At 45.3% G+C, this 14,855-nt stretch carries 7 protein-coding genes; 5 read left to right on the top strand and 2 right to left on the bottom strand.

Annotated features, from left to right (window positions below):
- The coding region (locus tag SGI98_00135) for a hypothetical protein (protein ID MDZ4741810.1) at positions 1-1,372 on the top strand (1,372 nt) is incomplete at its 5' end.
- Between the two features lie 297 nt (positions 1,373-1,669).
- The gene (locus SGI98_00130; GenBank protein MDZ4741809.1) at positions 1,670-1,804 is read left to right on the top strand and encodes a hypothetical protein; all 135 of its coding nucleotides are present in this window, start codon (positions 1,670-1,672) and stop codon (positions 1,802-1,804) included.
- Between the two features lie 1,114 nt (positions 1,805-2,918).
- Here the strand turns inward: SGI98_00130 and SGI98_00125 are convergent.
- Together SGI98_00125 and SGI98_00120 are read right to left on the bottom strand one after the other, a co-directional pair.
- A complete protein-coding gene (locus SGI98_00125) occupies positions 2,919-3,326 on the bottom strand; it encodes a PIN domain-containing protein (protein MDZ4741808.1) in 408 nt (135 codons plus the stop codon).
- Entirely contained in the window at positions 3,323-3,568 is a 246-nt protein-coding gene (locus SGI98_00120) for a hypothetical protein (protein ID MDZ4741807.1), read from the bottom strand. Before SGI98_00120 ends, SGI98_00125 begins: the two co-directional genes overlap by 4 nt.
- Positions 3,569-4,423: 855 nt before the next feature.
- Between SGI98_00120 and gltB the strand changes: the two genes are divergently transcribed.
- The 3 genes from gltB to SGI98_00105 all read left to right on the top strand — a co-directional run bounded on the left by gltB (position 4,424) and on the right by SGI98_00105 (position 14,855).
- Positions 4,424-9,001 carry a glutamate synthase large subunit gene (gltB, locus tag SGI98_00115; GenBank protein ID MDZ4741806.1) on the top strand — a complete coding sequence of 1,526 codons (4,578 nt, stop codon included), beginning with the start codon at positions 4,424-4,426 and terminating at the stop codon, positions 8,999-9,001.
- Between the two features lie 71 nt (positions 9,002-9,072).
- Positions 9,073-10,557, top strand: coding sequence for a glutamate synthase subunit beta (locus SGI98_00110; protein MDZ4741805.1), 1,485 nt, complete (start codon positions 9,073-9,075; stop codon positions 10,555-10,557).
- 233 nt (positions 10,558-10,790) lie between these two features.
- On the top strand, positions 10,791-14,855 hold the full coding sequence (locus SGI98_00105; protein MDZ4741804.1) for a PAS domain S-box protein: 4,065 nt from the start codon (positions 10,791-10,793) through the stop codon (positions 14,853-14,855).

The following is a 14,855-nucleotide window of genomic DNA, read 5'->3' as shown; positions in this document are numbered from 1 at the left end:
GGAAGTGACGGCGGATTTAAAAGCTGAACATGGGCATGTCGTTAGTGAACCAGCTTGGGTCAAGGTAGGCGCTGAAGATGACTGGGTGTATATCCAGCCCGGCGGTCAGGAATTGGCCCAGTTAAAGGAATCGCTCCAAGAAAGCAGGGAAGAGTTTACTGCGGCATTACACAAGCTCGGGGTCGATTCCCTCGAAAAAGCAATTAGTGAGGATGCCCGGAAAACGGCTCTGGAACAGTCGATTGCCGTGCTTAAGGCAGGATTGGCCGGGATTTGTCCGGATGGAATCGATGTTGTCCGGAGGCATAATGACGAGATTTCTGATAAGATGGGCAAAATCGCCAATAGAATCAGCGATTTTGATCCGAAAAAAGCGGCCCAAGGGATCCCTAAAGACAATATCACTATACTCGAGTCCGCCTTTAAAAATCTGAACAAATCTGTTGCAGAGGCCTCGACAAAAGTTCAAGTCATGGAGTCTGTCTTAGAGCAGAAAAAGGAATCGGCCCGAGTGTTCCAAGAGCAGCTGGATAATACTAACCTTAAAGCAGCGAAACTCCATGCTGAATGGAAAGTGATACTCACTGAGGTCGGGGATATCTCAAAGCTGGATACTAAAATCGGTCTTCTGCAAAAGGAAATCGAAGGAGTCCAGCGGGAGTATGAGCAAGAGGAAGCAAAAAGACAGGGGCTAAACTCTGCTGATCTCTCGGAAAAACTGAATATCGAGCAGAGAACATTGCTACAACTCAATAATGAGATGAAAACCCATCTCGAACGCAAAAATACCCTTTTGGGTAAACTCTCGGCTAATGAAGGTATCGGTCTTTATGAGCAGATCGGCAGCACGGAGGCAAAACTCAATGAAGTGAAAATGGATGTGGAACGGTTTTCGAGAAGGGGCCGGGCCTTGTATTTACTGGGGCGGACACTTCAGGAAACTCAACGGGAATCCACCGTGGCGTTACTCGCTCCCTTACAGGAAAAGGTCGCTCCCATGATTGGGCAGCTCTTTCCCGGAGCCACCCTCTCATTTACAGTCGATGATGACGGGCAAATTGCTCTGGACCCGATCCACCGCAATCAAGCGGCGGACAAGTTTGAGGAACTCAGTAAAGGAGCATCGGAGCAGGTCGGTGTCATTATCCGCCTAGGATTAATCATGGCCCTCGCCAAGGAGTTTGGAGGAACCCTCCCAGTCATCCTTGATGATGCCCTCGTCAATAGCGATGCCTCCCGCTACGAGGAACTCCTGCCCATCCTCACCTATGCCGCCAAAGAACTCCAACTCATCATCCTTACCTGTAATTACCCCGCCTACCGCCGGTTAGGCCTCCAGGATGCTCAAGTCAGGGAATTACAAAAGGTTTAAGCAATAGTTATTTCGATTAAAGATTCCTCTCTCCCCCCCGTAAATGTATGAGGGGGGGAGGGTGCTATAGATGGCTAAATATGATTCAATCAGGGATTGAAAATTGCTCAATAATACAAATTCCAGATAAGTCAGGAGGAAATGAAAAAGTCTAATCAGGAATTACAAACACGGACACCTTTGTATCGAATCAAAATGATTCATGCCTACATCGTGAGCAATCGTTATCCTAACTGAAAATTCTCAGCTAAAAAACTAGAAGTCTCTGCAAAAACTGTCCTACGCGACATTACATTTATGCGGGAAAGCCTCAATATGCCGATTGTTTATGATTCTAAAAAATACGTTTATTATTATAATGATGAACTCATTGATTTAGGATTCCAGCAGTGGATGACATCTGAGATTGTGATTTTATTACGTTCTTTTTGACCCCGCCCACCTTCCCTCTCCCCGGTGTCATAACTTATGAGGCAATTCGCCAGGCTAGCATGAGATTCCTTGTAAAGTCATGGCAAGGAGACCCTCGAATAAGAGAGGGTCAGACCGGAGGGTTTCAGATTGAGATTTTAGGAAAGTCAGTCTGATCGTCTGCCAGCCTGAAAAATAGAATTCAAATAATTCAAGGGAGTTTTTCAGAAGGTGAAAGGGCAGGAGAGAAAGCCTTTTGTGGACAGCAATATATTCTTTTTGGGCTCTTCGGACATTCGTGTGGATAAAATCGAGGGGAAAATGTGATAAAGAGGCTGTTAATATTGTGTTGAAATGGTTATTACCGAGAAAGCAGCTGCTTTCCGCTGGTTCATGGATGGGAAAATCCTTAAAAAGGGCTTGTTCAAACTGGGAGAAAACACAGGGAAGTAGGATGGGTTATCTTTGATAAGGGAGAGTTTATGGAAATGAAATGTCTCATCAGTGGCGAATTTGACTGTGCTTTTAGCAGGGGAGGATTCAAAGGGACCGGCTTTTTTGATCCCGAGAAAGGTGCTATTTGGGAAAATACTTCTGATTGTGCAGGGAATGCATCATAGGTAGGGGTGATTAGTTCCACTGGGACTGCGGATATAGAGAAGCTTTACTCATCCTATTTCTGGCTGTATTTGGGAAACTTTTCCTGTCGTGACAATCAGTCAATGGAGATCAAGGGGGCGATTTTATGGGGAAATGCCCATCATGTCGCAGGAACTTTTATTTTGGTGTTAAAGTGGGATTTATCGATTTCTGACCATGGTGAACTCATTGAACAGGTAAACCAAACCTAAGAAAGAGTCCTAGCCTTTTAACGGAGGGATAAGCTCACCACCATTCATATCTGATCAATCGTAGAACTGCATCGATGCGAATTGCCGTTAGATTGGGAGATTGTTCATTGTTCTGTAGAAGATAATATTCGAGGGGTACGACCACCCCCCGCGTACTTGCCGGTTTTGATCATTTGGTCGATCCCGACGAAATAATCATCTCCCCACTGGCCACTGTTTAAATAGGTGGGGCGAGCTTTCTCTCTCACCGTTTGGAAATGGTGGCCAGAGGGTTTTGGCATGGTTTATAGGAAGGGGTCGATGACGTGGACGGCATCGTAGGCTTGGCCGGGGTTAATGTCTTCCGACAGGAGCTCGGTGCAGCCGATGCTCGTGGCGGCGGCAAGGATTGCAGCATCCCAATAGGAAATCTGGTAACGGTTTTTTAGATATAGAGCCGTCTGCATGACCGACACTGAGATATCGACCACAGTGAATCGAAGCCAGAGGGAAATCAAAGCGGTGGCATCGCCATGGGAAAGTGGTTGAGTGCGGGTGGGGCGAGTGGCTTGGACATAGAACTCCTGCAAAACTTGTACAGAGAGGGCAAGATCGTCTCGCCGGAGGATTTCACGCGCCTTTTCCACCTTGGCTTGGTCCGTCGATCCGTGTGAAATGGTGTAGAGAAGAATATTTGTGTCTAGGAAGGTCATAAGCGCTCGTGGATGGCATCGCGGGTGATATTCTCAGTGGACGTGAATCCGGGGTGACGTTGAGCAATGGAATCAAGGAGAGTTTCTTGTTCCTGCCTCAGATCACGGGGAGCGGGAGTCTCCGCAGTCAGAGAAATGAGAAATTTCTTCACAAGAGCGGAGACAGAGGCATCTCGTTGGGCTGCAACGATACGAGCTTTGCGGTATGTTTCGTCATCGAGAGCTACAGTGATATTCTTCATAACTTCACATTATCACATTATCACATTATCACAACTATTGATTAAAATCATATTTTTCAACTTGGTAAGAGGTGGATCGAGTTGTTTGACATTGATATTCATCTCGAAATATCGGTTGAGCTGTTTTTCCGTTGTTGCACTTTGGCGAAGGTTAGCGATTTTGTGTGAAAGGGGCAAATTGCTCACGGATCGAGAATTCCTCTTCGCCCAGATTCGATGACGTAGTTGAGGTTGTAGTTATAGTGAATCAACGAAACTAAGGGACTGGTTGGGGTTGACATGGAGAGTCTTTTCCCGGTGTATCCGTTTCCGCGAAAGATGTCCACGGTATGAGAAAGTCCCAACTCTCGCCGGTACAAAGTGTGTGTTTTCTAATATCACATCAATATTGAGGATGAAATAGAAAATATCTTTTCCCAGGGCAACAGTACGGGCTTGTATGTTTTGATTTAACGCAAAAAAACATTCTTTATTGCAGACTATCTCCCCTTTTGGGAGAAGAAGTTTTGACCGAGGAAATGATCTGGGAAATGGCCTTTTTGAGCGGTGAGGGGAGGGATTCCCATGCCAGCAAGACTCTGACTAATTCAGGGTCTTTAATTTCGGATATGCGTTTTTGTGTGCGGTGGCTGTTTTTCCCCTTTGTTTTCGGGGTTTTCCTGTAGGTTCGAATCCTAGTCGGGCAGCCATTATTTCTTGTTTTTTCGAGTCTGCTCGAACGCCCGCCTGATGAAGAAATATGTTCAACTCGAAAAAAATGCGATTTTCCAATCATTTATATTGCATAACACCCTGATAATTCGCTTACATAACTACCCCTAAAAAATAAAGCAGGGTTATAAAGAGGAGTTAAAAATGCAAGAGCAAGGTTTATACGATCCGAAGTTTGAACATGATGCCTGTGGTGTTGGATTTGTCGTCAATATCAAGGGCAAGAAGTCGCATGATATTGTGAAACAAGGCTTAGAGATCCTTGTGAATTTAACTCATCGTGGGGCCTGCGGTTGTGAAAATAATACAGGGGATGGAGCTGGAATCCTGATTCAGATGCCCCATGACTTTTTTAAGAAAGTTTGTCCTGCCGAGAAAATTGACCTGCCGGAATTCGGACAATATGCCGTCGGTATGGTTTGCCTTCCCCATGACGAAAAACAGAGGGAAGACTTCCAGAAACGTTTTGAGACGATTGTGATCAGCGAGGGGTTAACCGTGCTCGGGTGGAGAACGGCCCCGGTCAATAACTCCATGATTGGGAAAACAGCTTTGGCTGCTGAACCTGTGACGCGGCAAATATTTATTAGACGTAATCCAACGATTAAAAATGATCTGGATTTTGAGAGAAAACTTTACCTGATCCGCCGCCAAGCTGAGAATCAAATCCGTTATGGCAATTTGCCGGGTAATAATTTCTTTTATGTCGGCAGCCTGTCGTATAAAACAATCGTCTATAAAGGTATGCTCATGAGTGAGCAGGTCGGCCCCTATTATAAAGATTTAGAAGATCCCAGTGTTACCACGGCCCTGGCCCTGGCCCACTCGCGTTTCAGTACAAATACATTCCCGAGCTGGGATCGGGCACATCCTTACCGTTATATCGCTCACAATGGTGAGATTAACACATTGCGCGGGAATGTGAACTGGCTCCGCGCCCGCCATTCGCAGCTCGCTGCCGAAGTCTGGGGTGATGATATCAAAAAAATCCTCCCGATTGCTAACGAAGACGGCAGTGACTCAGCCATGTTTGATAACTGTTTTGAGTTCCTTGTTCTTTCCGGTCGTTCTTTGCCGCATGCCATGATGATGATGATTCCTGAGCCTTGGTCCGGGAATGAAGGGATGAATACCGACAAAAAAGCCTTTTATGAATACCATAGCTGCCTGATGGAACCATGGGATGGGCCTGCATCAGTGGCCTTTACGGACGGATTCAGTATCGGAGCGACTTTAGATCGTAACGGGCTGCGTCCTTCCCGTTATTATGTCACAAAAGATGATATGGTTATTATGGCCTCTGAAGTAGGAGTTCTCGACGTGGCCCCGGAGCGTATTCTTCAAAAGGGGCGTTTACAGCCGGGACGCATGTTCCTGATTGACACCATTGAGGGGCGTATTATCTCCGATGAGGAGATCAAAAACAAAATCGCCACTGAGAAACCATACAGTACATGGATTCATGAAAATCTTATGGATTTGGTCGACCTGCCGGAACCCGTGCATGCCTCAGAGCCCGAGCACCGCACTATTCTCCAAAAACAACAGGCTTTCGGATACACATATGAGGATCAACGTGTCCTTGTCGGACCCACAGCCTCCTCTGGGGTGCAGCCCCTCGGTTCGATGGGTACAGACACACCCTTGGCTGTCTTGTCAAATAAACCGCAGTTGCTCTATAATTATTTCAAACAACTTTTCGCCCAAGTCACTAATCCCCCGATTGATTCGATCCGTGAAGAGATTGTTACTGCCACCGACATTTATGTAGGCACCGAGCAAAACCTGCTCCAGCCCTCTCCCTTGAGCTGCCGGTTAATTCGTTTGCCTTGGCCAGTTCTGGATAATGAGGAACTTGAAAAACTCCGCCATATCAAACGCGACGGATTCAAATCCATTACAATACCCATGGTTTTTCCGATTGCAGAAGGGGAAAAAGGCCTAGAAAAAGCCCTTGATTCCATTTTTGCACAGGCGAGCAAGGCCGTTCAAGAAGGGGTGAATATTATTATTCTTTCTGATCGCAGTATATCAAAAGACATTGCCCCCATTCCGGCCGTATTAGCTACTGGTGGTCTCCACCACCATTTGATCCGTGAAGGCACCCGTAAACGTGTCGGCATTGTGTTAGAGTCCGGTGAACCGCGTGAAGTCCACCATTTTGCCGTCCTGATCGGATATGGGGCAAATGCAGTCAATCCATACATGGCCTTTGAAACGATCGATGACATGATCCATCAGGGGTTACTCACGGGTGTAGACCATAAAAAAGCCGTTAAAAACTTTATTAAGGGAACCGTTAAAGGTGTTGTCAAAACAATGTCTAAAATGGGTATCTCGACAGTCCAAAGTTACCACGGGGCCCAAATTTTTGAGGCTGTCGGTATCGCTCGCAGTGTAGTGGACCGTTATTTTACCGGTACAGCGACACGCATCGAAGGGATTAACCTGGCTGTCATTGTGGATGAAGTCCGCCAGCGCCATTCCGTGGCATTTAGCGATCGACCTGTGGACAATGATGTCTTGGAAGTTGGCGGTCAATATCAGTACCGTAAAGAAGGTGAATTCCACTTGTTTAACCCCGAGAGCGTTCATAAGCTCCAACAAGCTTGTCGTACAAATAGCTTCAAGACATTCCAAGATTACACAAAGCTTATTGACGGGCAGGCAAAGAACCTTTGCACTTTGCGTGGCCTCTTGGAGTTTGGAGCACCGACGCCGATTCCGATCGAGGAAGTCGAATCAGTCGATTCGATTGTAAAACATTTCAAAACAGGTGCCATGTCGTATGGTTCCATCAGCAAGGAAGCCCACGAAGCTTTGGCCATTGCGATGAACCGTTTAGGAGGAAAAAGTAATACAGGTGAAGGGGGAGAAGATTCCGACCGGTTTACACCCGATGCTAATGGGGACAGCCGGAATAGTGCCATTAAACAGGTGGCCAGCGGACGCTTTGGAGTTACGAGCCATTACCTGACTAATGCCCGTGAGATTCAAATTAAAATGGCCCAAGGGGCTAAGCCGGGCGAGGGTGGGGAATTACCGGGATCAAAAGTATACCCATGGGTCGCCAAAACCCGACATTCGACACCCGGTGTGGGATTAATTTCTCCTCCCCCCCATCATGATATTTACTCGATTGAAGATCTTGCGGAGCTGATTCATGACCTGAAAAATGCTAACCGTGCTGCACGCATCAGTGTGAAACTCGTCTCTGAAGTCGGAGTGGGAACAATTGCTGCGGGTGTCGCCAAGGCCCACGCCGATGTTGTTTTAATCAGCGGACATGATGGTGGAACGGGGGCGTCCCCACTTTCCAGCATTAAACATGCTGGTGCCCCGTGGGAGCTTGGACTAGCTGAAACCCATCAAACACTCGTCCTTAACCAGCTCCGGAGCCGGATTGTTGTTGAGACCGATGGTCAGCTTAAAACAGGACGCGATGTGGTCATTGCAGCCCTCTTGGGTGCTGAGGAATTTGGTTTTGCTACTGCGCCGCTCGTTGTTCTCGGGTGCATCGTCATGCGGGTATGCCATAAGAATACCTGTCCGGTCGGGGTGGCCACACAAGACCCAGTTCTCCGTGCGAAATTCATGGGGAGCCCGGATCATGTTGTTAATTTCATGCGCTTTATCGCTGAAGAAATGCGTGGATATATGGCTCAACTGGGATTCCGCGCAATCAATGAAATGGTCGGGCGCACAGATAAATTGCAAGTCAATAAAGCCATTGAGCATTGGAAAGCCAAAGGAGTGGATCTTTCGAGGATTCTATATCAACCTCCGATGGGACCGGAAGTCGGGCGTTATTGCCAGATTCCCCAAGACCATGGATTGGATCAATCCCTTGATTTAACCTTGCTTTTGGACAAGTGCAAACCTGCCCTTGAAAAAGGTGAAAAAGTCACTGTGGAAAGCAGGATACTTAATACCAATCGTGTTGTTGGGACTATTCTGGGTAATGAAGTGACGAAAAAATATGGTGAGCTCGGACTGCCCGAGGATACTATCCAATTAAATTTCAAAGGATCTGCCGGGCAAAGCCTCGGGGCATTTATTCCCCGTGGCATCACGATTCGCCTGTCGGGAGATGCAAATGACTATGTCGGTAAAGGCTTGTCAGGTGGTAAAATTATTGTTGCCCCCCCAGAAGCTTCTACTTTTGTTGCTGAAGACAATATCATTATCGGCAATGTCGCCCTTTACGGTGCCACCCAAGGGGAAATTTATATCCGTGGGGTGGCCGGTGAACGTTTTGCCGTTCGTAACAGCGGGGTGACGGCTGTTGTCGAGGGTGTGGGTGATCACGGATGTGAATACATGACGGGAGGACGCGTAGTGGTCCTTGGCTCCACTGGCCGGAATTTTGCGGCTGGAATGTCTGGGGGAATCGCCTATGTCCTCGACGCCAAGGGTGATTTTGCCCCGCATTGTAACAAGCAAATGGTCGGGCTGGAAAAAGTCGAGGATCAACAAGAAATCGATGAACTCAAGAAATTGATCGAGAAACACTCGGAACTCACTGGCAGTGGCCGGGCCCGTCATGTACTGAAGCTTTGGGAGGATATGGTTCCTCGTTTTGTGAAAGTGATGCCGAAGGATTATAAACGAATGTTCGACTCGATCGCACGTGTTAAAAAAGAAGGTCTCAGTGATGAAGATGCCATCATGCGTGCCTTTGAAGAAAATGCACGTGATGAAGCCCGTGCGGGTGGAAATTAGTACGAACAAAATTTGACCAAGTATATTTAAATCCCGGTGGACAACCTCGGGCTGACAGGAGAAAAAAGAAAATGGGTAAAGCGACAGGATTTATGGAAATCGACCGCCAGACGCCGGTGGATGAGGCACCTCTGGAAAGGATAAATAACTGGAATGAATTCCACGAGCACATGCCAGAGGCTAAACTGCGTGAACAGGGAGCCCGTTGCATGGATTGTGGTATTCCTTTTTGCCATTCAGGAACCCTGATTTCTGGTATGGCCTCCGGTTGTCCGATTAATAACGTCATTCCTGAATGGAATGATTTGGTTTATAAAGGACTTTGGCACGAAGCCCTCGACCGTCTTCATAAAACTAATAATTTTCCCGAATTCACAGGCAGGGTGTGTCCTGCCCCTTGTGAAGGTTCATGTGTTCTGGGTATCAATGCCCCTCCAGTCGCGATCAAAACCATAGAAGAAGCGATTATTGAACGTGGATTTGAAGAGGGTTGGGTCCAGCCTAATCCCCCGGCTATCCGCACAGGCAAAAAAGTGGCTGTGGTGGGATCCGGTCCTGCAGGGTTATCTTGTGCCGCACAATTAAATAAGGCGGGTCATTCTGTTACTGTTTTTGAGAGGGCCGACCGTATAGGAGGCCTCCTGATGTACGGGATACCGAATATGAAACTGGATAAACAACTCGTCGTACAGCGTCGTGTGGACCTGATGAAGGCCGAAGGTGTGACGTTTATTACAAGTATAGAAGTCGGTAAGGATTATCCGGCAGAAAAACTCCAGAAAGATTTTGATGCAATAGTCCTCTGTGGCGGCGCGACAAAACCACGTGATTTGCTAATTCCGGGACGTTCCCTCAAGGGGGTGAATTTCGCCATGGAATTCCTCCATCAAAATACCAAGACACTTTTGGATGAAAAACCTAGCGAACGTTATATCTCGGCTAAAGATAAAAATGTTGTTGTTATCGGTGGTGGAGATACAGGGACGGATTGTGTGGGGACTTCCCTGCGCCATGGTTGTAAAAATGTTATTCAACTTGAGATATTGCCGAAACCTCCTACCCAACGGGCAGGGGATAATCCATGGCCCGAATGGCCTAAGGTATATAAAATGGATTATGGCCAACAAGAGGCAGCGGCCAAGTATGGGGATGATCCACGCCAGTACCTTGTTACTGCTAAAGAGTTTATTGATGATGGTAACGGAAATGTCTCGGGGATTCGTATTGTCAATATCCAATGGGGTAAAGATGATAAAGGCCGTTTTGCCCCCCAAGATGTCGCGGGGAGTGAACGGGTTATCGAGGCTGATCTCGTGCTTTTGGCGATGGGATTCCTTGGGCCGGAAGATACGGTTCTGTCTGCCTTAAAAGTTGAACGCGACGAGCGCACAAATGCTAAAGCTGAACACGGAAAATTTTCTACAAATATTCCGGGAGTTTTTGCAGCAGGGGATATGCGTCGGGGTCAGAGTCTCGTCGTTTGGGCGATCAATGAGGGGCGTGGTGCTGCGCGTGAATGTGATCGTTATTTAATGAAGGAAACACAACTTCCCTAAGAAGGAGGGGTTTCTTGGCGATTTTTGAGTGATCAAATCTTTGATAGTAGGCCGGCATTCTAAATCGTATGCTGACTATCTTTTCTTATGGATTTTATAGAAATAGGTATTTTACTCTTTATTTATTCAAAAATAACATATTAAATAAATCCGTGACATTCTTTGCGGCATTGTTGAATCAGTCCTTTTTTGCAGGCATTATAGTGTCACTATTTTTTATAGGCATTATATTTTTGGCTCTCTATTTTTTCATCAAGAAAAAAAATAATCCCGCCAAAAGTACATCATCACCTAAACAAAATTATATCCTTTCTTTAGTCGCTTCCCGTACTCACAATTCAGTAGTCCTGACGGATGCCACGGGGAAGATTGAATGGGTCAACGATGCATTCACTCGTCTAACGGAATATAAGATTAATGAAGTTCAGGGACGTAAACCCGGTGATTTTTTACAGGGTGAAGAAACAGATCCTAATGAAAAAGTAAGAATGAAAGTTGCTTTATCAAAAGGGGAGGGTTTTTATACAGAAGTAATAAATTACGCTAAGTCAGGACGTAAATACTGGGTGGGAATAGAGGTGCAGCCACTTCACAATGATAAAGGGGTACTGACCAACTACATGGCTATTGAAACGGATATCACACTCCGTAAAAATAATGAATCCCGATTGATTAAGGTAAATAATGCCTTCCTGCACTTTCAAACGGATCCGTCCGGTAATATGAGGCTCTTGCTCCAGTTATTCAAGGATCTGATGAATTGTTCCTTGGTTATTTATTACTATAATGACGGGCAAGGACAAAAAATATTGTTAAGTGAAGGGGATACTATCCCAGAATCACTTGGTAACCCGTTTTATGAATTTAACTGGAATGCCGCTAATCCACATAAAAAGGGGATTAATGCCGGTCATCTTGGGGAGCTCAAACTCTCGTCGATAATTGAAGAATATCTCAAACTAAAAAAATATGATGGATATGTGGTGGCCTCGACATCTGCAGGATGTACAATGGGGTTTTATTTGGAAAATAAAAGGGAACTGGCTATAGACAGCTTTAAAGTGATTGAAATTATTAGTTCAGCCCTTTCGGTTGAACAGCTCAGAAAAAAATCCCTCGATGATACACAACGATTTATCTCTTTGGTGGAAAATAGCCGTGATTTAATTTTTCTCACGAGAGCAGACGGGACTGTGACATTTTTGAACCGCGTGGCATGCATGTCATTTAATATCGAAAGCTCTGAAAAAGCAGTTGGCTTGTCTTGCTTAGAGTTTTTGGATCCTTCGGTGCATTTTATCTATCAGAATGAGGTTATTCAATCGGTCTTAGATAAGGGGTATTGGCAGGGGGAACTCAGGCTAAAAGATCGAAAAGAAGGCTTTATCGATGTACAAAGCACTGTTTTTGTTACCCACGAAAGTGCAGGAACCCAAGCCAATGGTTTGGCTTTTGTGAACCGGGATATTACGGTACGTAAATATAATGAATCATTGGTTCAGGAGTTACTCCAGCTTCAATCTGGAATTCTGGATGGAGCAAGTTATTCAATCATTGCGACAGATGATAAAGGTGTGATCAGGGCTTTTAATAAATCCGCCGAGCACATATTAGGTTATAACGCAGAGGAAGTTATCGGTATCCATACACTGCAAATCATTCATGACAATAATGAGGTGGTGGCACGCGCTAAAGAGATATCGGAGGAATCCGGGGAAAAAATCGAACCGGGCTTTGAGGTTTTTGTATATTATTCGAGAAGGGGATATAATGAGGAAAGGGAATGGACTTATGTTAGGAAGGATGGCACCCGTATTCCGATCCTTTTGTCAGTTTCCTCCTTGAGAGATGCACAAGGTAATATTTCAGGTTTTGTCGGAATGGCGGCGGATTTAACCTTAAGAAAGGAAGCTGAGGCGGCCTTGAAAATCAGTGAGGAACGGGTAAGGCTGGGCATGGAGTCTTCACAACACGCTTTGTGGGATTGGAATATTCAGACAGGCGAAGTTTATTACGACGACTTTTGGGCGAGGATGCTTGGGTATGAGCTCGGTGAGCTTAAACCGACGATTGAAACATGGAAGGAGAGTGTTCATCCCTTTGACATGCCTTTTGTTGAGAAAATTCTACATGAACATTGGTCGGGGGAAACTCCCTTTTATGAGGCTGAATACCGTGCGAAATGTAAATCGGGTAATTACATTTGGATTTTGGCGCGAGGACAACTTGTCGCGAGGGATCAAAATGGGGAACCCATGAGGATGATGGGGACAAACCAAGACATTACACGGATCAAGGAACTCCAGGATGTCCTCCGGCAGGCGAAAGACAATGCGGAAGCGGCAACAAGGGCGAAAAGCGAATTTCTTGCCAATATGAGCCATGAGATCAGGACTCCTCTGAATGGGGTGATCGGGATGACCAGTTTATTGTATAATACAGAACTCAATGAACAACAGCATGATTTTGTTAATACAATCCGCTCAAGCAGCAATATTCTTTTATCCGTCATCAATGATGTCTTAGATTTTTCTAAAATCGAGGCGGGGAAAATCGAAATGGATAACAGGCCTTTCGACCTGCACTCGGCGATCCAAGAGGCGATTGATTTATTGAGTCCGGGGGCATCCGAAAAATCAATAGAATTAATGTATTACATAGGTCAAGAGGTTCCAAACTGGATTATCGGGGACGAAACGAGATTAAAGCAAGTCATTGTAAATATCGTCGGCAATGCGATAAAATTCACTCAGAAAGGTGAGGTTTTTCTGGAAGTGGATATCCCGGAATCTGATGGCGCTCGTTCTTCCGGTATATTAACTAAGCTTGTGGATATCCGGTTTATGGTGAGGGATACCGGAATAGGTATTGATGAAAGTAAAATAGAAAGACTTTTTAAGAGTTTTAGCCAAGTGGATAATTCAACCACAAGGCATTATGGAGGAACGGGACTCGGCTTGGCGATTTCAAGGAAACTACTCCTCATGATGGGCGGGGATATTGATGTCAAAAGCGAACTTGAGAATGGTTCTGTATTTACCTTTCATATCTTGGTTCAAATTCATACTTCCTCACGCAATAAAAGGGGAAATATTCCTTTGGCTGATGATATTCTTAAGAATAAACGAGTGCTTTGTATCGATGACAATCCTACGAATCTCCGCATTTTAAAATTAAATCTTGAGTATGTAGGCATGGTGACTGTCTGTGTTCCGGGGGCAAAAGAGGCTTTTGAAGTGATCATGCAGGAGCCGAAGTTTGATGTCGGGATTATTGATTATATGATGCCAGAAGTGGATGGTATCGGTTTTTCAAAACGACTTGAAAATGATTTTAAGGAACGGGGGTTCCCAATGATCTTGGCTTCCTCACTGGAAAGCTCTGAAAAATTCAAACAATTAGAATATGCTTCATTTAATCGGGTGATTATCAAACCCTTTAATATACCTAGGCTTTTGATGGCTATTAAAGAGATTTTAGGAGGGATAGTACCCCCTGATCAAAACAAGTCATCTGAGGCCGATTTGGGAGCTCAATTGGGTAAAATCTATCCATTAAAAGTTTTGCTCGCTGAGGATAATTTAACTAATCAGAAAGTCGCAAAATTGATACTTGCCCAAATGAATTATCAGGCGGACATCGCCTCGAATGGATTAGAGGCGGTTCAGAAATCAATGGTAAATGAATATGATCTGATATTTATGGATATTTCAATGCCTGAACTCGACGGGTTAGAGGCTACCCAGAAAATAAAAAAAGAAATCCCTGCTTACAGCCGCCCCTATATTATCGCACTAACAGCAAATGCGATGAGTGAGGACCGCCAAAAATGCATCGATGCAGGAATGAATGACTACTTAAGTAAACCTATCATCACAATTAAGCTTAATGAGTCAATAACCCGTTATATGGATACAGTTCATCCATATTTCTCTTCGGTGCGTGCCCAAGAACTAGTAGATATGGCACAAGATCCCTCTGACGACTTTCTGACGGACATCCTCGCCCAAATCCGGCCTGAGATTCAGAAATCAATTACCAAACTCCAAGTGGCTATTTCAGAGCAGAAGTCGGATACTCTTCTCCATTTAGGACATGCAATCAAAGGAAACGGTTTAAATGTTGGACTAAACAGGATGGCTTTTTATGCGCGGTTCCTAGAACGTTTAACGGATGTGGATTGGGATGTTGTTGATCAATATACACAAATGTTAATTGAATCATTTGAGACAGGAATGATTGAAATGGCGCTCTTTTATCAGAATAAAGGGATCAGGTTTCCTGATCAGAACTCCTGA

The sequence above is a fragment of the Verrucomicrobiota bacterium genome, from assembly GCA_034440155.1.
In the GTDB taxonomy this organism is placed as follows: Bacteria; Verrucomicrobiota; Verrucomicrobiia; order JAWXBN01; family JAWXBN01; genus JAWXBN01.
The sequence above is the reverse complement of the archived record's forward strand: the minus strand, read 5'-3'. Positions and strand labels throughout refer to the sequence as shown.